Genomic DNA, 18,225 nt, shown 5'->3' with positions numbered 1-18,225 from the left:
TGAAATTCCTCTTTGACGGGCCAATAGCGATATTGGCCATTTTTTTAGCGCAACATCTGCGGCAAATTCCCTTCTCCATACAGGTGTAGTGCACCGACTGCGACCACATAGCGCCCCGGCGGCATGGCGCGTAATTTATCCCGCCAGGCGAGATTTCGCTGATGCATCAGCACATCGTACAGCGACTGACTGAACGTATTGGGCAGCGTTATTTCATTATTTTGCGGCGGCGCATTCAACCACCAGCTCATCATTTGTTGCAGCAACCGTGCATTGGTGTGCCAGTGGGTCAGCGTGTCGTCCAGCAGCGCCAGTCCTTTGTCAGGGAGCTGGAGCAACATGGCAATCTGGTTTTCAGCCCCTTCCAGTTCAATCACGGGTTTATGTTGTTGCTTCGCCGCCTGCAATAGCTGGTAATCGATACCGTATTCTGCCCGCAGCCCCAGTTTTTGTGCCTGCGTCGCCTGAAGAACCATCGCGATTTGCCACAACGGTTGGGTAGAAAAGAGCGACGGAGAAATGCCCATCTCCTGGCTAATGTGCTGCAGGTTTTGGAGTTGCTCCTCGCTAATGCGCTCTTCCAGTGCCTCGCAGGCAGGCAAATTGGCAAAAGGCGTATCGCTGGTGGAAACATCCGCCTCGACGATCAGCGCATCGGCGTTTTTGAGCTTTTTGAGCAAACGGGTGGGCAGGGGAGCCATATCGTGGCTACCCATATGAATACTGCCAATCAGATGAAAATGGCGATTGCCGGGAAGAGTGATATCGATAGCAGGCCAGGTGTAATGATTACCGCGCAGCGCGGCCCAAAGCGTTTTTACCCGGTACAACAGATCCATACGACCTCCCTTTGTGAAATATCATGCTAGCGCGCGGGGAGGGATGGCGCAAATGGAGTTGATTGTTGCACTTGCGCACAGTGCTTGTGTGCATTACAATGATTGAATAATGGACAAGGAGATGAGAGAGGAATGGCTCAAAAGAAAAATATAAGGAGTTTTCGTGATGCCTGGTTGGCTGATTTTTTTGTCCATTCAACGCCACATCGAAAGATCCCTGCTGAAATCCATACCACGTTATCACGAAAGTTGGACATCATTAATGCTGCCACTTCTCATTGGGATTTACGCTCCCCTCCGGGGAACCGATACGAAGAGTTATCCGGGAAATTACAGGAATACTCCTCCATTAGAGTGAATAAACAGTACCGACTGATTTTTAAATGGGTTAATGGCAAGGCCGAAGAATTGTTTTTAGACCCACACAACTACTAAAACATAGCTGTCGTATTGACGAGAAAGGTAAAACTATGAAACAGGCAACAAGAAAACCGACGACACCCGGAGATATTCTTCTCTATGAATATCTGGAACCGCTCGATTTGAAAATCAATGAGTTAGCAGAGTTGCTGCATGTTCATCGTAATAGCGTCAGTGCACTGATCAATAACAATCGTAAACTCACCACTGAGATGGCATTCCGTCTGGCGAAAGTTTTTGATACCACAGTCGATTTTTGGCTAAACCTCCAGGCGGCAGTTGATCTTTGGGAAGTTGAAAACAACATGCGTACCCAGGAAGAATTGGGACGGATTGAAACAGTGGCTGAATATTTGGCACGCCGTGAAGAGCGTGCAAAAAAGGTCGCGTAGAATAATTTCCCTATAACGGATGCGCCACCCTAAAGCAGCGCATCCGCAATGATGTACTTATTCCTTCGGTTTAAACCGCAGCAAGCGGTTGGCGTTACTCACTACGGTGATCGACGAGAGCGCCATTGCCGCTCCGGCAACCACCGGGTTAAGCAGTGTTCCAGTGAACGGCCACAAAATACCGGCGGCGACCGGAATACCAATGCTGTTGTAGATAAACGCACCGAGCAGGTTCTGCTTCATGTTGCGCAGCGTTGCGCGGGAAATTGCGAGCGCATCCGCAACACCCATCAGGCTATGGCGCATCAGGGTAATCGCCGCGGTTTCAATGGCAACATCACTGCCGCCCCCCATCGCAATACCGACATCCGCCTGAGCCAGCGCTGGCGCATCGTTAATGCCGTCGCCCACCATTGCTACCTGACGTCCTTCACTTTGCAGACGTTTGATCGCTTCGGCTTTACCGTCCGGCAGCACGCCGGCTATCACCTCATCAATCCCTGCTTCTTTAGCGATCGCATTGGCGGTGGTCGGGTTATCCCCGGTTAGCATCACCAGGCGATATCCCGCTTTATGCAGGCGTTGCAGCGCCGCCACGCTATCACTACGCAATGGATCGCGTACAGCCAGCAGGGCTACCGCTTTCCCGTCAACCGCCAGCAGCACAGGCGTTGCCCCTTGCGATGCCTGAGCAGTAATCTCCGCTTCGATAGCTTTGGTATCAACCTGTTGCTCATTTAACAACGCCTGATTACCCAGCAATAACGCATGACCTTCAGCTTCACCGCTCACGCCCAGCCCGCGCAATGTGCGGAAACCGTTGACCTGCGGCAGCTGCATATCACCTGCTTTATCGAGGATCGCTCGTGCCAGCGGATGGCTGGAACCTTGCTCCAGCGCCGCCGCCAGACGCAATGCTTGCGCTTCATCAACATCAGCAAACGTTTTTACTGCGACAACCTGCGGTTTACCTTCGGTCAGCGTCCCGGTTTTATCGAACACTACGGTGTCGAGCGTACTGGCGCGTTGCAGCGCGTCGGCGTCCCGTACCAGCACGCCAAACTCAGCCGCCCGCCCGACGCCCGAAATAATCGACATCGGCGTCGCCAGCCCCAGCGCACACGGACAGGCAATAATCAGCACCGTGGTGGCAATCACCAGGGTGTAGACAATCTGCGGTGCCGGACCAAAGAAATACCAGATTGCCGCACTGATCAGCGCAATCACCACCACTACCGGCACAAATACGGCTGAGATTTTATCCGCCAGCTGACCGATTTCTGGCTTACTGCTCTGGGCCTGGCGCACCATACGAATAATCCGCGACAGCGTAGTATGGCTGCCAACCGCACTGGCGCGAAACAGCACGCTACCGTCCTGCACCACTGTCCCGGCATGGACGCTATCGCCTTCGCCTTTTTGCTGCGGGATAGGTTCGCCCGTCAGCATCGCTTCATCCAGCCACGCTTCGCCTTGAGTAATCTCACCATCTACCGGCACACGGTCGCCGGTCGTCAGGCGCAGTAACATACCTGGCTGAACATCTGCCAGCGGCACGTTTTTTTCACCTTCGTCGGTGACCAGGCGCGCCGTCGGTGGGGTTAAATCGAGTAATTTCTCCAGCGCCTTAGAAGAACGCTGACGCGCGCGCGCTTCCAGCATATGGCCGAGATTGATCAGACCAATAATCATCGCGCTGGCTTCGTAATAAAGATGTCGCGCTTCCATCGGGAACCACTGCGGCCACAGGTTGACGCTCATCGAATAGAGCCACGCCACGCCAGTACCCAGCGCCACCAGCGTATCCATCGTCGCTGCACCGTTCAGCAGGCTTTTCCATGCGCTGCGGTAAAAATGCCCGCCGGCGAAAACCATTACCGCCAGGGTTATCAGGCCGATAACCAACCACAGGCTGCGGTTGTCGGCGGTGACCATCATGTTATCGCCGATCATCCCCCAGACCATCACCGGGATACCCACCGCCAGTGCGACAATTGCCTGCCAGCGGAAGCGCTTCATCGTAGCGACGGCGGTTTCTTGCTGGCGTTCGCGGCGTTTAGCGTCATCTTCAATCGCTTCCGCGCCGTAGCCCGCTTTTTCCACCGCCTGCACTAAATCTTGTGGGGAGGCGCTGCCCATCACCAGCGCAGTACGCTCCGCCAGGTTTACCCGTGCCTGAGTGACGCCCGGTACGCTTTGCAACGCATTTTGTACGCGGGTGACACAGCTGGCGCAGCTCATGCCGCTCAGCAGCAACTGCTGGCTGTCATCGTCATCGGCGGTCGCTGCCGGAAGCGCCTCAGAAACCGCTGTCAGTGCTTCCGACGGGATTGATGACTCCGCCAGCGGTTTAGCCTTTGGGTGGCTTACAGATGCGTCATAACCCGCTTGTTTGATGGTTTCGATCAGCTGTTCTGCACTGGCAGTCCCGGTAACGTGCGCTTCAGTGATAGACACATCCGCCTGTTCAACATCCGGGCGCTGTTCGAGACTTTCTTTCACGCGTTTAACGCAGTGACCGCAGGACAGGCCGTCCAGGGTCAGGTCGATAGTTTGTGACATAAAACACTCCTTTAAGACAGTTTTGACTGGCTGTGATAAAGGTTAAACCTTCCAGCAAGGGGAAGGTCAAGAAATTAATAAACCAGGCGGGTAAAAGTCCGTAAAGATTAAAAAATCGGCTCGATTTGCATCAGGATTAGACATTTATCTCTTTGTTTTCCTGTAGTTAAGTTGCGGGTGCTAAGTTAAATCAGGATGCATGAAAATCGGCACCGGGGTGAGGAATTACCTCACGCATCTATAAAAAGGAGTTAACAAAAGATGTTAGATGCAAACAAATTACAGCAGGCAGTGGATCAGACTTACACCCAATTTCACTCACTTAACGGCGGACAAAATGCCGATTACATTCCCTTTCTGGCGAATGTCCCTGGTCAACTGGCGGCAGTGGCTATCGTGACCAGCGATGGCAACGTCTATAGTGCGGGTGACAGTGATTACCGCTTTGCGCTGGAATCCATCTCGAAAGTCTGTACGTTAGCCCTTGCGTTAGAAGATGTCGGCCCGCAGGCGGTACAGGACAAAGTTGGCGCTGACCCGACCGGATTGCCCTTTAACTCAGTTATCGCCTTAGAGTTGCATGGCGGCAAACCGCTTTCGCCACTGGTAAATGCTGGCGCTATTGCCACCACCAGCCTGATTAACGCTGAAAATACTGAACAACGCTGGCAGCGAATTTTACATATCCAACAACAACTGGCTGGTGAGCAGGTAGCGCTCTCTGATGAAGTCAACCAGTCGGAACAAACAACCAACTTCCATAACCGGGCCATTGCCTGGCTGCTGTACTCCGCCGGATATCTCTATTGTGATGCAATGGAAGCCTGTGACGTGTACACCCGTCAGTGCTCCACGCTCATCAATACTATTGAACTGGCAACGCTTGGCGCGACGCTGGCGGCGGGTGGTGTGAATCCGCTGACGCATAAACGCGTTCTTCAGGCCGACAATGTGCCGTACATTCTGGCCGAAATGATGATGGAAGGGCTGTATGGTCGCTCCGGTGACTGGGCGTATCGCGTTGGTTTACCGGGCAAAAGCGGTGTAGGTGGCGGTATTCTGGCGGTCGTTCCTGGCGTGATGGGAATTGCCGCGTTTTCACCACCGCTGGATGAAGAAGGCAACAGTGTTCGCGGTCAAAAAATGGTGGCATCGGTCGCTAAGCAACTCGGCTATAACGTGTTTAAGGGCTGATCATGATGAACACGGAAGGTAATAACGGTAACAAACCTCTCGGTCTATGGAACGTCGTTTCCATCGGCATTGGGGCAATGGTGGGGGCGGGGATCTTCGCGCTGCTGGGGCAGGCTGCGTTGCTAATGGAAGCCTCGACCTGGGTCGCCTTTGCTTTTGGCGGTATTGTGGCGATGTTTTCCGGTTATGCCTATGCGCGTCTGGGGGCGAGCTATCCCAGCAATGGCGGTATTATCGACTTCTTTCGTCGCGGATTAGGCAACGGCGTTTTTTCGCTGGCGCTCTCGTTATTGTACCTGTTGACGCTGGCGGTGAGTATCGCCATGGTCGCCCGTGCTTTTGGCGCTTATGCCGTGCAGTTTTTGCATGAAGGCAGCCAGGAGGAGCACCTTATTTTGCTCTACGCGTTGGGGATCATTGCGGTGATGACGCTTTTCAACTCCTTAAGCAACCATGCGGTAGGGCGGCTGGAAGTGATCCTCGTCGGCATTAAAATGATGATCCTGTTATTGCTGATTATTGCCGGTGTCTGGTCGCTGCAACCGGCGCATATTTCCGTTTCTGCGCCCCCCAGTTCCGGGGCGTTCTTCTCCTGTATCGGGATAACCTTCCTTGCCTATGCGGGCTTTGGCATGATGGCGAACGCGGCGGATAAAGTGAAAGATCCGGAGGTCATAATGCCACGGGCGTTTCTGGTGGCGATTGGCGTTACCACGTTGCTTTATATCTCGCTGGCGCTGGTTTTGCTTAGCGATGTGTCGGCATTAGAGTTAGAAAAATATGCCGATACCGCCGTAGCGCAGGCTGCTTCTCCGCTCCTCGGGCATGTGGGGTATGTGATCGTCGTCATCGGCGCTTTACTGGCGACGGCTTCAGCCATCAACGCAAACCTGTTCGCCGTGTTTAACATCATGGACAACATGGGCAGCGAACGCGAACTGCCGAAGCTAATGAATAAACCTCTGTGGCGGCAGAGTACCTGGGGCAACATCATCGTCGTGGTGTTGATTATGCTGATGACGGCGGCGCTGAATTTAGGCTCACTCGCCAGCGTTGCCAGCGCCACCTTTTTGATCTGCTATCTGGCGGTGTTTGTGGTGGCGATCCGCCTGCGTCATGATATTCACGCCTCGTTGCCGATTCTTATCGTTGGTACGTTGGTTATGTTGTTGGTGATCGTTGGCTTTATCTACAGTCTCTGGTCCCAGGGCAGCCGTGCGCTGATATGGATTATTGGCGCACTCTTACTCAGCCTTATTGTGGCAATGGTCATGAAGCGCAATAAAACCGTATAACATCTCTCTGTGCGCAGTACTTCCTGTATTATTGTGGTGGCGGTCGATATTCGCACTGGCAAAAAAACGTGCTTGAATATTTGTTGAAACCCTTTAACAAAGCACAGGAGGCGTTGCGCGAACGATGAACATTAGCGATGTAGCAAAAATTACCGGCCTGACCAGCAAAGCCATTCGCTTCTATGAAGAGAAGGGGCTGGTGACGCCGCCGATGCGCAGCGAAAACGGTTATCGCACCTACACGCAGCAGCATCTCAACGAACTGACCTTACTGCGCCAGGCACGCCAGGTGGGCTTTAACCTGGAGGAGAGCGGCGAACTGGTGAATCTGTTTAACGATCCGCAGCGTCATAGTGCCGACGTCAAACGTCGTACGCTGGAGAAGGTGGCGGAGATCGAACGGCATATCGAAGAACTGCAATCCATGCGCAACCAGCTACTGGCGCTGGCGAATGCCTGCCCTGGCGATGACAGCGCCGACTGCCCGATTATCGAAAATCTCTCCGGCTGCTGTCATCATCGGGCGGGGTGAAAATCAGTTAATCTCCGTTTGCACCGAAAGAATATGCTGCAAACTTTCTACCATAATGCGCCCCGACTGAAATAAGCCTTCCTGGATTTCGTTGTTAACATTCACAGCGTGAACCAGGGAGGCTAATAACACCACTTGCAAGAAGGCAAAAATAAACGCACCGATAATCATAATATGCGTCAGGGGGATTTTCCTTTGCTCCTTCATTTTAAATAACCCACAAACTGACCTTCCTTCATTAAGGCGACTTTTCCCGTATGGTGATAAACAATGACGTTATAAAGACCTGACTGATAAACAGTGGCATCTTTATTGTCTTCATCAATTGCACATAATGAATCATTGAGATAAGCAAAGTTCTTACTGCTCATTCTAAAGGTCATGCCAAATCCTTTATAAATGGCTTTCTTTGCCGCCTGGGCATGTTGTGCGGCTTCTGCATTTTTAAATGCCTGCGCCTCGGATGCACTTAAAATAGCCGTCTGACGCTGTTGTTCTGCGAGATAACAGGTGTCATGGCTGACGCCCTGCGCCTGGCAATCTGCGATGCGGGAAGTGGGTGAACTACAGCCAGTCAGTAATATAACCGCCAGCAGGGAAAACGATTTAATGGAGCTATTCATCATTGTTAACCTTAAATAATGTGCGAATTAATGAAGAGGTGAAACCCGGCAAGCTTCCTTGCTCTTATTTATATTGAGGATTGAAATATTAGAACGAATATCCTACGCCGACACCTGCGCCGAAATCAGATTGCGTATCCGCAGAAATACCGGCTTTAAGTACCGTATGCGTTCCGGCATTAAAAGATGTTCCTACAGACACCGCAGATTCACCGTTGAAGGTTCCCGCTCCCGCTGACACCATCATCACGTCACCGGTTTTCACCTGTGGTTGTGAGGCGATAGCGATGGCAGATGCAGTTCCCGCATTGGCTTCTTTACGATTGTCCTCAACTTCGTTTTTCAGAGAATCGAAATGGTTATTGAGCGTGTTAATTTGTTGGCTGTTATCTGCGACCCGTTTTTGCGTGTTGGTTAACTGTTGCTGCGTTTGTGCGGAATCTTGTCTCAGACTTTCAATTTGCTCATGTGCCTGGACAGACTTCTGCGCCAGACTTTGCATTTGTTTATCGTATTGAGCCCTTTCTTTTTGCTGTTGTGCTGCCACATCGGTTGTCAGTGCATTCATTTTCTGCCCTTGTTCCGTGGTAGTGCGCTGATTAGCCTCATTTTGAGCCGCCAGTCTGGCATTAATCATCTCCTGATAATGCGCGGTATTTTGCGTATCTCCAGTCGCGGCGAGCGTTTTTTGTGTGGCTACGATCTGCGCCTGTTGCTCTGTAATTTGCGTTTGCTGGGCGTCAGTTACCGCAGACTGTCGGGCGTTGATCATGCTCTGATAACGGGCAGGTATCTGTACAACACCTGTAGCGGCAACGGTTTTTTGTCCTGCGTCAGGATCTGTCTGGACAGGGGGAGTCTGAGTGGTATCAGGTGTTTCAGAAGGGATGTAGTGATGTTCAGTCAAATAGGTATACGCAGCGGGACTGTTGTCTGTGCGTTCTAAAAAGCGGGTAATCTTCTGCTCAATCTCCGATTGCGACATGCCGGAGTTAATGGCTGAAAGCTCTGTTGCCGCCGCTTCAATGGTATCACCAGCTAAAACAACAGGGCTGGATGTTGCTGAAATTATGAGTGCCAGTAAAGCTACGTTTACAGTTTTCATTCATTTTCTCTTGTTCAAAATAAGTCGCATTGATGTTTCTATAAGAAACAAATAATATTGTTTTAAGAAATAAACTGCGTTGCAATTTGATCGAAATCTACGCCGCCATTTGTGTGATGTAAAGCGCATTTTTGTCTTGTTTAAGCGTAAATACCACCAATAAGAAACAAAAATAGTTTCTTTTATAAATAAAAAAGGAAATTATTTCGTGCTCTTTCAATGTAAAAAAGAGTAAAGACTTGTTTTGATAAGCGAAATAATTTCTGTTTCTGGACTAAACGTGAAGCGGTTCCTGATGTGTGCTAAAATGCGTTTCTTTGATAAATCTCAATTTTTAAGAGGTTTACGCTAGGCAGGAAAATTTAAATGAATGAATTTGAGAAGATTTTTAATGAAATGAATCTGGACCGGGCATTGCTACCGATCCTTTTTCGTTCGAACCGGTCAACAGTGTGGAAATATTTAAGTGGCGATAGTACGGCTCCTGCCTCAGCTATGTCACTGATTATGCTGTTGCAGTTAATCCAGAAACGAAACCCCGATCTGTTAGCCGAATGGTTAACGCTTTCTGATTTCACCATTCCGCCAGAAGTTTACCTGGACCAACCTGATTACTGGAAAGGGTGGGTGTATACCCAACACAAGGTCAATAAAAACGTCCTGGAATATCTAAAAAAACACTATCCGGATGAAGACCAAAAAAGTATGGGTAAAGGCCGGGAAGAGTAATTTTGCCTCTACTCGGCTATATGCCGGATGCGGCGCAAGCGCCTTATCTGGCCTACGATTCGGGCATATTTTGTAGGCATGATAAGACGCGTCAGCGTCGCATCAGGCGATGACCGCACGGATGATCAGCGTTATCCCTTCTATCGCAATGACTTCAACATGCGTACCTGCACCGAGATCCTCGCTGGCGCTGACAGGCCATGAACTGTCACCGACGCGCATATGACCGCGCCCGTTGACCAGCGGAGATTCCAGAACAAAACGTCGGCCAATCAACTGCTGCCCGCGCTGGTTTAAATGACTGTCGCTGTGCTTTTGTTCGCGCACCCGCCGCGACAACCATTTCCACCACAGCCAGGCGGCGAGCAGCGTCAGGACGGCAAACATTACCCCTTGCCACTCCCAACCCAGCGGCAGCAACCAGACCACCAGACCGGTAATCACCGCTGCCACGCCGCTCCACAACAGATAACCATTGCCGCCCAACATCTCGGCTGCCAGCAGCAAACCGCCGAGACTTAGCCAGAAAATATGTGGATGAACGACCATTAACTCCATCATGGCTGAGTCCGTTTGTTGGCGCTGTCTTTCACCAGCTCAGCAATCCCGGCAATCGACCCCATCAGGCTGCTGGCCTCTAATGGCATCATCACCACTTTGCTGTTACTGGACGAACCGATCTGCTGTAACGCTTCGGTGTATTTCTGTGCGACGAAGTAGTTCACCGCCTGAATATCACCGGAGGCGATGGCTTCAGACACCATTTTGGTGGCGCGGGCTTCTGCTTCAGCGGAACGTTCACGCGCTTCAGCCTGTAAAAACGCCGACTGACGTTCGCCTTCCGCTTTCAGGATTTGTGACTGTTTTTCACCTTCGGCTTTGAGGATTTCCGCCTGACGGATCCCTTCCGCTTCAAGGATGTAAGCGCGTTTGGTACGTTCCGCTTTCATCTGCGCGTTCATTGAAGAGATAAGCTCTGCGGGCGGGCGCACATCACGAATTTCGATACGGGTGACTTTAATCCCCCACGGGTTGGTGGCCTCATCGACAATATGCAGCAGACGCGAGTTAATGCTGTCGCGCTGAGAGAGCATTTCATCAAGTTCCATTGAACCCAGCACGGTACGAATGTTAGTCATGGTCAGGTTGATGATCGCCAGCTCCAGATTGCTGACTTCATAAGCCGCGCGCGGCGCGTCAATCACCTGAATAAAGCACACGGCGTCGATGGTAACGTTGGCGTTATCTTTCGAGATAACTTCCTGGGAAGGGATGTCGAGCACTTGCTCCATCATATTGATCTTGCGACCAATGCGATCCATAAAGGGCACCACCAGGCTTAGACCTGGCTGTAACGTTTTGGTATAGCGACCAAAGCGTTCTACCGTCCATTGATAGCCCTGCGGCACGATTTTGACGCCCGCGCCGACAATGACCAGCGCGACAAAAATGAGAATCGGGATAAAGATAAGCATCGGAAAAACCTCCTGTTGTACCGTCCATAATCAGCAAAATTGCTGCTTGATTAAACAAATTATACCTGATTACTGAAAGAGAGTTCCCCCTTATTCCTGCGAAGGATAAACTGTTTTTAGTAAAAATCAGAAAAAGGGAACAGCGATGCAGGAAAATAGTCCTTTGCTTCAGCTACAAAACGTAGGATATCTGGCGGGTGATACGAAGATTCTTAATAACATCAATTTTTCGCTGCGTGCTGGCGAATTTAAGTTAATTACCGGTCCTTCTGGTTGTGGCAAAAGTACACTGCTAAAAATAGTTGCTTCATTGATCAGCCCAACCAGCGGAACGTTACTGTTTGAAGGTGAGGATGTCAGCACACTAAAGCCAGAAATCTACCGCCAGCAAGTCTCTTACTGCGCCCAGACGCCGACGCTGTTTGGCGATACGGTATACGATAACCTGATTTTTCCCTGGCAGATCCGTAACCAGCAGCCTGACCCGGCCATTTTTCTCGATTTTCTTGAACGCTTCGCTTTACCGGACAGCATTTTGACGAAGAATATCGCCGAGCTATCTGGTGGTGAAAAACAACGCATCTCATTGATTCGTAACCTGCAATTTATGCCGAAGGTTTTATTGCTCGACGAAATCACCAGTGCGCTGGATGAAAGTAATAAACATAACGTTAATGAGATGATCCACCGTTATGTGCGCGAGCAAAATATTGCCGTGCTGTGGGTGACACACGATAAAGACGAAATTAATCATGCGGATAAGGTGATTACACTGCAACCGCATGCCGGAGAAATGCAGGAAGCACGCTATGAACTCGCATAATATTACTAACGAATCATTGGCACTGGCATTAATGCTGGTGGTGGTGGCAATCTTAATTAGCCATAAAGAAAAGCTGGCGCTGGAGAAAGACATTCTCTGGAGCGTCGGGCGTGCGATAATTCAGCTGATTATTGTCGGCTATGTGCTGAAGTATATTTTCAGCGTGGATGATGCCAGCCTGACATTATTGATGGTGTTATTTATCTGCTTTAATGCGGCGTGGAATGCGCAAAAACGCAGTAAATATATTGCTAAAGCTTTTATCTCATCGTTTATTGCCATTACGGTCGGGGCGGGAATTACCCTGGCGGTGCTGATTCTCTCAGGGTCGATTGAATTTATCCCGATGCAGGTGATCCCTATCGCCGGGATGATAGCCGGTAACGCCATGGTAGCGGTGGGGTTGTGTTACAACAATTTAGGGCAACGGGTTATTAGCGAACAGCAACAGATTCAGGAGAAACTGAGTCTTGGCGCGACGCCGAAACAGGCTTCAGCTATATTGATTCGCGACAGTATTCGCGCGGCTTTAATTCCGACGGTCGATTCAGCAAAAACGGTTGGCTTAGTGAGTTTACCAGGAATGATGTCCGGGCTGATATTTGCCGGGATTGATCCGGTGAAGGCGATTAAATATCAGATTATGGTGACCTTTATGCTGCTCTCAACTGCCAGCCTGTCTACCATTATTGCCTGCTATTTAACCTATCGTAAATTTTATAATTCGCGCCACCAGTTGGTGGTGACGCAATTGAAGAAGAAATGATGCGATGCCGGATGCGCAGCATCGCATCCGGCGTTGTGGTTCATGTGCCGATCAACAAAACATCAATACAACAACGCATACAGCTGGCGGCGATACTTCGACGCCAGTGCATCACCCGTACCCAGCGCAGCAAGGATCTCCTGGAACGTTTTACGCGTCTGACCGTCTGCGGCGGTGAGATCTTTACGCAGATGCCCGAACAGCAACTCCAGCGCCTCTTCATTGCGCCCAACCTGATGCAGTTGCAGCGCCAGTTGCGTTGCCAGTGCGGCATCTTCTGGATTCTCCGCCACCTGCTGTTGCAACTGTTGAATTTCCGGCGTATCTGCCGCCTGCTTCAGCAGTTCGATTTGCGCCACCAGCCCCTGGTAGCGGGTGTCCTGATCCTGTAAAGGAATGGTTTTCAGCACGGCTTCAGCATCTTCAGAACGGTTCAGCGCAATCAGCGTTTCTGCCAGCAGCAGGCCGATCTCCCCGTTCTGATTCGACAACTGCCAGGCGTCTTTCAGCAATGGCAAGGCGTCGGTGTAATTGCCTTCCTGCATCAGCTGCATCGCCTGCTGCGCTTTCAGCTCTTCTTCGCGCGGCAGCACTTTATCCAGCAGGGCGCGGATCGCCTCTTCCGGTTGCGGCCCCTGGAAGCCGTCTACCGGTTGCCCGTTCTGGAACAGATACACGGTCGGAATCGCGCGCAGACCAAACTGGGCGGCAATCATCTGCTCCGCGTCGCAGTCCAGCTTCGCCAGAATAAATTGCCCGTTGTACTGCGCCGCGAGGCTTTCCAGAATTGGGGTTAACTGCAAACAGTGCTGGCTACGTTCAGACCAAAAATAGAACAGCACCGGAGTGGTCATCGACTGTTCAAGAACCTGTTGCAGGTTAGATTCGTTAATGTTGACAATATTTTCTACGGACATGGAGTCGCTCTCTGTTGTCGATATTTTCTTTGACATGGGGGCTTAAGCGCGCGCTTCAACTCACCCCTGCAATATTTTGTCCATCACGCGCCCCGGCAGCAGGCGCTTAAGCACCATTACTGCCCAGGTCACCAGCGTTACCGGATAGCGCATCTTCGGCTTCTCGCTAATAAAAGCATGGCGCACTTTGTCGACCACCGCTTCCGGTCCCAACGTAAAGCGGGCGGCGATGCCGGGATTTTCGACAGGTTTATCACTTTGCGTCTGGTTGACGTTGTCGGTGAAGCGAGTACGAATGGGACCGGGTTCGATCAGGCTAACTTTAATTCCGCTGTAACGTAGCTCCATGCGCAGTGCGTCTGACCACGCCTCCAGCGCATATTTACTGGCCGCGTAAGCGCCACGACCCGGCGTGGAGATTAATCCCATCACCGATGAGGTCATCACAATACGTCCTTCACCGTGCGGTAACATCGCGGGTAACAGGCGCATGGTGAGCTGGTGTGCGCCGAAAAAGTTGGCGGAAAACTGCTGTTCCATCTGCGCACGGCTGATGGTGGAAAGGGGGCCATACATGCCGAATCCGGCATTGTTAAAGATCCCATACAGACAATTATCGGTCAGGGCGATCACTTCGTCGGCTGCGCGATCAACACTTTCTGGCAAATCCAGATCGATCAACACGCCGGTAAATCCCATGCTGTTCATGCGCTCAACATCATCCGGTTTCCGGCAACCTGCCAGCACATGAAAACCCTGGCGTTTTAATTCGAGCGCGCTTTCCAGGCCAATTCCACTGGAACATCCGGTAATTAAGACCGATTTTTGCATAACTTTACCTGTCAGGATCTCCGTTGCTTTATGAGTCATGATTTACTAAAGGCTGCAACTGCTTCGCCATCCAGTCGGCAATAAACGGCTGGGCGTCGCGGTTGGGATGAATACCGTCATCCTGCATCCATTGTGGTTTGAGGTAGACCTCTTCCATAAAAAAGGGCAGCAGCGGAACATCAAACTCTTTGGCGAGTTTGGGGTAAATGGCGCTAAAGGCTTCATTATAACGGCGACCATAGTTTGCAGGCAGACGTATTTGCATTAACAATGGTTCAGCGTTGGCGGCTTTGACATCCTGCAATATCTGGCGCAGCGTTTGCTCGGTTTGTTGTGGCTGAAAACCACGCAAACCGTCATTGCCGCCCAGTTCTACCAGCACCCAGCGCGGCTGATGCTGTTTCAGCAGAGCCGGAAGGCGCGCCAGCCCTTGTTGCGAGGTGTCGCCGCTGATGCTGGCATTGACTACCGACGTTTTACTCTGCCACTTATCATTCAACAAGGCAGGCCAGGCCGCGCTAGCAGACATTCGATACCCGGCGCTCAGGCTATCACCCAGAATCAATAACGTGTCCGCTGCGGCGGCACGGAAGGTTAACAGGACCAGGAACAGGAAGGGCAAATGCCAGCGGAAAACATTGTTGAAGTTCATCATCTTAAGAAGTCCGTCGGTCAGGGGGAGCATGAACTCTCCATCCTCACCGGAGTTGAGCTGGTTGTCAAACGTGGCGAGACCATCGCACTGGTGGGCGAGTCGGGATCGGGTAAGTCAACCTTGCTGGCGATCCTCGCCGGGCTGGATGACGGCAGCAGTGGCGAAGTGAGACTGGTGGGACAACCGCTACATAATATGGACGAAGAAGCGCGGGCAAAGTTGCGCGCGAAGCACGTAGGCTTTGTTTTTCAGTCATTTATGTTAATTCCTACCCTTAACGCGCTGGAAAACGTCGAGCTTCCGGCGCTGCTGCGCGGTGAGAGTAGCGCAGAAAGTCGTAACGGGGCGAAAGCGTTGCTCGAACAGTTAGGGTTGTGTAAACGTCTTGATCATCTTCCGGCACAGCTTTCTGGCGGCGAACAGCAACGAGTGGCGCTGGCGCGAGCCTTTAATGGTCGACCTGATGTGCTGTTTGCCGACGAACCCACCGGCAACCTTGACCGCCAGACGGGCGATAAAATTGCCGATCTACTTTTTTCCCTCAACCGTGAGCATGGCACCACGTTGATTATGGTGACCCATGACCTGCAACTGGCGGCACGCTGTGACCGCTGCTTACGGCTGGTGAACGGGCAGTTGCAGGAGGAAGCATGATTGCACGTTGGTTCTGGCGCGAATGGCGCTCGCCGTCGCTATTAATTGTCTGGCTGGCGCTTAGCCTGGCGGTGGCCTGCGTGCTGGCGCTGGGCAATATCAGCGATCGCATGGAGAAGGGCTTAAGCCAGCAAAGCCGTGAGTTTATGGCGGGCGATCGGGCGTTGCGCAGTTCGCGCGAAGTGCCGCAAGCATGGCTGGAGGAAGCGCAAAAGCGCGGCCTGAAAGTTGGCAAGCAGCTGACTTTCGCCACCATGACCTTTGCAGGCGACACGCCGCAGCTGGCGAACGTCAAAGCGGTGGATGATATCTACCCGATGTATGGCGATCTGCAAACTAATCCCCCTGGCCTGAAACCGCAGGCGGGCAGCGTATTGCTGGCCCCACGCCTGATGGCACTGCTTAACCTGAAAACGGGCGACACCATTGACGTGGGCGATGCCACCTTGCGGATTGCCGGAGAAGTGATTCAGGAACCGGATTCCGGTTTTAATCCTTTCCAGATAGCCCCACGCCTGATGATGAATCTGGCGGATGTTGATAAAACCGGATCCGTGCAGCCGGGGAGTCGGGTCACCTGGCGCTATAAATTCGGCGGTAGCGAGAACCAGCTCGACGGCTATGAGAAATGGTTGTTACCCCAGCTTAAACCCGAACAACGCTGGTACGGTCTGGAACAGGACGAAGGCGCGCTGGGGCGATCGATAGAACGTTCGCAACAGTTCCTGCTGCTTTCGGCGCTTCTGACCTTGCTGCTGGCGGTGGCGGCGGTCGCGGTGGCGATGAATCATTACTGTCGCAGTCGCTACGACTTGGTGGCGATCCTCAAAACGCTGGGGGCAGGGCGAGCGCAACTGCGTAAGTTAATTGTCGGTCAGTGGTTGATGGTGCTGGTACTTTCAGCCATTACCGGTGGGGTGATAGGTCTGTTGTTCGAAAACGTGTTGATGGTGCTGCTCAAACCCGTGCTACCTGCCGCTTTACCTCCTGCCAGCCTCTGGCCGTGGCTGTGGGCGCTCGGCACCATGACAGTCATCTCGCTGCTGGTGGGGCTGCGACCATACCGCCTGTTGTTGGCAACGCAGCCTTTACGCGTGTTACGTAATGATGTGGTTGCAAACGTCTGGCCGCTGAAGTTTTATCTGCCGATTGTCAGTGTGGTGGTTGTGCTACTGCTCGCCGGACTGATGGGCGGCAGTATGCTGCTCTGGGCGGTGCTGGCGGGCGCGGTAGTACTGGCTTTGCTGTGCGGTGTGCTGGGCTGGATGCTGCTGAATGTACTTCGCCGCATGACGCTGAAATCGCTACCTCTGCGCCTGGCGGTTAGCCGCCTGTTACGTCAGCCGTGGTCAACGTTAAGCCAGCTTTCGGCATTTTCGCTCTCCTTTATGCTGCTGGCACTGTTGTTGGTGTTGCGTGGCGATCTGCTCGATCGCTGGCAACAGCAGCTACCGCCAGAAAGCCCGAACTACTTTTTAATCAACATCGCCACAGAACAGGTTACGCCGCTAAAAGCGTTTCTCGCGGAACATCAGATAGTCCCGGAATCGTTTTATCCGGTAGTGCGGGCGCGGTTGACGGCGATTAACGACAAGCCGACAGAAGGCAATGGAGATGAGGCGCTCAACCGCGAGCTGAATCTCACTTGGCAAAATGCGCGGCCTGATCATAACCCGATCGTCGCCGGTAACTGGCCGCCAAAAGCCGATGAAGTGTCGATGGAAGAGGGGCTGGCGAAACGCTTAAACGTTGCCCTCGGCGATACCGTGACTTTTATGGGCGATACCCAGGAGTTCCGCGCTAAAGTGACCAGCCTGCGCAAAGTGGACTGGGAAAGTCTGCGGCCTAATTTCTATTTTATTTTCCCGGAAGGGGCATTAGACGGGCAACCGCAGAGCTGGCTTACCAGTTTCCGCTGGGAGAATGGCAACGGCATGTTGACGCAACTCAACCGCCAGTTCCCGACCATTAGCCTGTTAGACATTGGCGCGATTTTAAAACAGGTCGGTCAGGTGCTGGAGCAGGTAAGTCGGGCGCTGGAAGTGATGGTGGTGCTGGTCACCGCCTGCGGCATGTTGCTGTTGCTGGCGCAGGTGCAGGTGGGAATGCGTCAGCGTCATCAGGAGCTGGTGGTGTGGCGCACACTTGGTGCGGGGAAAAAACTGCTGCGCACGACATTGTGGTGTGAGTTCGCCATGCTCGGGTTTGTATCCGGCCTGGTGGCCGCAATTGGTGCGGAAACGGCACTGGCGGTACTGCAATCGAAAGTGTTTGATTTCCCGTGGGAGCCAGACTGGCGATTGTGGATTGTTCTGCCGTGCAGCGGTGCGCTACTGCTGTCGCTTTGCGGCGGCTGGCTGGGTGCGCGACTGCTTAAGGGTAAGGCGCTGTTCAGGCAGTTTGCGGGGTGATG

Annotated in this window: 20 protein-coding genes and 1 pseudogene; 11 read left to right on the top strand and 10 right to left on the bottom strand. The window is 52.3% G+C overall.

All coding sequences use genetic code 11. The annotated features are described in order from the left end of the window. Positions 1–44 precede the first annotated feature (44 nt). Positions 45–839: a TraB/GumN family protein gene (gene ybaP, locus EAS44_RS18255; RefSeq protein WP_000365177.1), complete on the bottom strand. Its 795-nt coding sequence runs from the start codon at positions 837–839 to the stop codon at positions 45–47. A gap of 132 nt (positions 840–971) precedes the next feature. Between ybaP and EAS44_RS18250 the strand changes: the two genes are divergently transcribed. Both EAS44_RS18250 and ybaQ read left to right on the top strand, forming a co-directional pair. Beyond that, a complete protein-coding gene (locus EAS44_RS18250) occupies positions 972–1,274 on the top strand; it encodes a type II toxin-antitoxin system RelE/ParE family toxin (protein WP_000057524.1) in 303 nt (100 codons plus the stop codon). 35 nt (positions 1,275–1,309) lie between these two features. Beyond that, positions 1,310–1,651 (top strand): HigA family addiction module antitoxin, encoded by a 342-nt coding sequence (gene ybaQ / locus EAS44_RS18245; RefSeq protein ID WP_000806442.1) that lies wholly within the window; start codon positions 1,310–1,312, stop codon positions 1,649–1,651. Positions 1,652–1,708: 57 nt separating this feature from the next. Here the strand turns inward: ybaQ and copA are convergent, their stop codons facing one another. Beyond that, the gene (gene copA / locus EAS44_RS18240) at positions 1,709–4,213 is read right to left on the bottom strand and encodes a copper-exporting P-type ATPase CopA (RefSeq protein WP_000083945.1); all 2,505 of its coding nucleotides are present in this window, start codon (positions 4,211–4,213) and stop codon (positions 1,709–1,711) included. Between the two features lie 261 nt (positions 4,214–4,474). On the opposite strand from copA, the gene glsA reads away from it, so the two are divergent. From glsA to cueR, 4 genes and pseudogenes are all read left to right on the top strand, one after another. Beyond that, entirely contained in the window at positions 4,475–5,407 is a 933-nt protein-coding gene (glsA, locus tag EAS44_RS18235) for a glutaminase A (protein ID WP_000883052.1), read from the top strand. Between the two features lie 2 nt (positions 5,408–5,409). After that, positions 5,410–6,702: an APC family permease gene (gene ybaT / locus EAS44_RS18230; protein WP_000982162.1), complete on the top strand. Its 1,293-nt coding sequence runs from the start codon at positions 5,410–5,412 to the stop codon at positions 6,700–6,702. Positions 6,703–6,732: 30 nt separating this feature from the next. Further along, positions 6,733–6,830, top strand: a pseudogene (locus EAS44_RS25620) (hypothetical protein); the annotation flags it as partial. Then, positions 6,827–7,234: a Cu(I)-responsive transcriptional regulator gene (gene cueR, locus EAS44_RS18225; RefSeq protein WP_001026752.1), complete on the top strand. Its 408-nt coding sequence runs from the start codon at positions 6,827–6,829 to the stop codon at positions 7,232–7,234. The pseudogene EAS44_RS25620 and the gene cueR, both read left to right, overlap by 4 nt. Before the next feature lie 3 nt (positions 7,235–7,237). Here cueR and EAS44_RS18220 read toward each other — a convergent pair whose 3' ends face one another. The 3 genes from EAS44_RS18220 to EAS44_RS18210 all read right to left on the bottom strand — a co-directional run bounded on the left by EAS44_RS18220 (position 7,238) and on the right by EAS44_RS18210 (position 8,962). Beyond that, positions 7,238–7,441 (bottom strand): hypothetical protein, encoded by a 204-nt coding sequence (locus EAS44_RS18220; protein WP_000664214.1) that lies wholly within the window; start codon positions 7,439–7,441, stop codon positions 7,238–7,240. Next, a complete protein-coding gene (locus EAS44_RS18215) occupies positions 7,438–7,860 on the bottom strand; it encodes a hypothetical protein (RefSeq protein WP_001331493.1) in 423 nt (140 codons plus the stop codon). Before EAS44_RS18215 ends, EAS44_RS18220 begins: the two co-directional genes overlap by 4 nt. A gap of 85 nt (positions 7,861–7,945) precedes the next feature. Continuing rightward, complete coding sequence (locus EAS44_RS18210) at positions 7,946–8,962, bottom strand: YadA family autotransporter adhesin (protein WP_000859812.1); 1,017 nt, start codon at positions 8,960–8,962, stop codon at positions 7,946–7,948. A 366-nt stretch (positions 8,963–9,328) separates the two neighbouring features. Between EAS44_RS18210 and EAS44_RS18205 the strand changes: the two genes are divergently transcribed. Beyond that, on the top strand, positions 9,329–9,691 hold the full coding sequence (locus tag EAS44_RS18205) for a hypothetical protein (protein WP_001001644.1): 363 nt from the start codon (positions 9,329–9,331) through the stop codon (positions 9,689–9,691). Between the two features lie 102 nt (positions 9,692–9,793). Here EAS44_RS18205 and ybbJ read toward each other — a convergent pair whose 3' ends face one another. Continuing rightward, complete coding sequence (gene ybbJ / locus EAS44_RS18200) at positions 9,794–10,252, bottom strand: NfeD family protein (RefSeq protein ID WP_000970318.1); 459 nt, start codon at positions 10,250–10,252, stop codon at positions 9,794–9,796. Continuing rightward, entirely contained in the window at positions 10,249–11,166 is a 918-nt protein-coding gene (qmcA, locus tag EAS44_RS18195) for an SPFH domain-containing protein (RefSeq protein ID WP_000904497.1), read from the bottom strand. Before qmcA ends, ybbJ begins: the two co-directional genes overlap by 4 nt. Before the next feature lie 145 nt (positions 11,167–11,311). Between qmcA and fetA the strand changes: the two genes are divergently transcribed. Next, positions 11,312–11,989 carry an iron efflux ABC transporter ATP-binding subunit FetA gene (gene fetA / locus EAS44_RS18190; protein WP_001157551.1) on the top strand — a complete coding sequence of 226 codons (678 nt, stop codon included), beginning with the start codon at positions 11,312–11,314 and terminating at the stop codon, positions 11,987–11,989. Next, on the top strand, positions 11,976–12,755 hold the full coding sequence (gene fetB, locus EAS44_RS18185; RefSeq protein ID WP_001295323.1) for an iron efflux ABC transporter permease subunit FetB: 780 nt from the start codon (positions 11,976–11,978) through the stop codon (positions 12,753–12,755). The genes fetA and fetB overlap by 14 nt, the downstream gene beginning before the upstream one ends. Positions 12,756–12,817: 62 nt before the next feature. On the opposite strand, the gene cnoX is transcribed toward fetB, so the two are convergent. From cnoX to tesA, 3 genes are read right to left on the bottom strand one after another with little or no spacing between them, the layout of a single operon-like run. Then, the gene (cnoX, locus tag EAS44_RS18180; protein ID WP_001295322.1) at positions 12,818–13,672 is read right to left on the bottom strand and encodes a chaperedoxin; all 855 of its coding nucleotides are present in this window, start codon (positions 13,670–13,672) and stop codon (positions 12,818–12,820) included. A gap of 60 nt (positions 13,673–13,732) precedes the next feature. Then, a complete protein-coding gene (gene ybbO, locus EAS44_RS18175; protein ID WP_000148948.1) occupies positions 13,733–14,542 on the bottom strand; it encodes an NADP(+)-dependent aldehyde reductase in 810 nt (269 codons plus the stop codon). After that, positions 14,532–15,155, bottom strand: a complete 624-nt coding sequence (gene tesA, locus EAS44_RS18170) for a multifunctional acyl-CoA thioesterase I/protease I/lysophospholipase L1 (protein WP_001295836.1) — start codon at positions 15,153–15,155, stop codon at positions 14,532–14,534. Before tesA ends, ybbO begins: the two co-directional genes overlap by 11 nt. On the opposite strand from tesA, the gene ybbA reads away from it, so the two are divergent. Together ybbA and ybbP are read left to right on the top strand one after the other, a co-directional pair. After that, positions 15,126–15,812: a putative ABC transporter ATP-binding protein YbbA gene (gene ybbA, locus EAS44_RS18165; protein ID WP_001110564.1), complete on the top strand. Its 687-nt coding sequence runs from the start codon at positions 15,126–15,128 to the stop codon at positions 15,810–15,812. The two genes, tesA and ybbA, sit on opposite strands and share 30 nt — an antisense overlap. Further along, positions 15,809–18,223 carry a putative ABC transporter permease subunit YbbP gene (ybbP, locus tag EAS44_RS18160; protein WP_000561830.1) on the top strand — a complete coding sequence of 805 codons (2,415 nt, stop codon included), beginning with the start codon at positions 15,809–15,811 and terminating at the stop codon, positions 18,221–18,223. The genes ybbA and ybbP overlap by 4 nt, the downstream gene beginning before the upstream one ends. The last annotated feature ends 2 nt before the right edge of the window (positions 18,224–18,225 follow it).

This window comes from Escherichia coli DSM 30083 = JCM 1649 = ATCC 11775 (assembly GCF_003697165.2).
Taxonomy (GTDB): Bacteria; Pseudomonadota; Gammaproteobacteria; order Enterobacterales; family Enterobacteriaceae; genus Escherichia; species Escherichia coli.
Note: the sequence above shows the minus strand (reverse complement) of the source record. Positions and strands in the feature narration are given on the sequence as shown.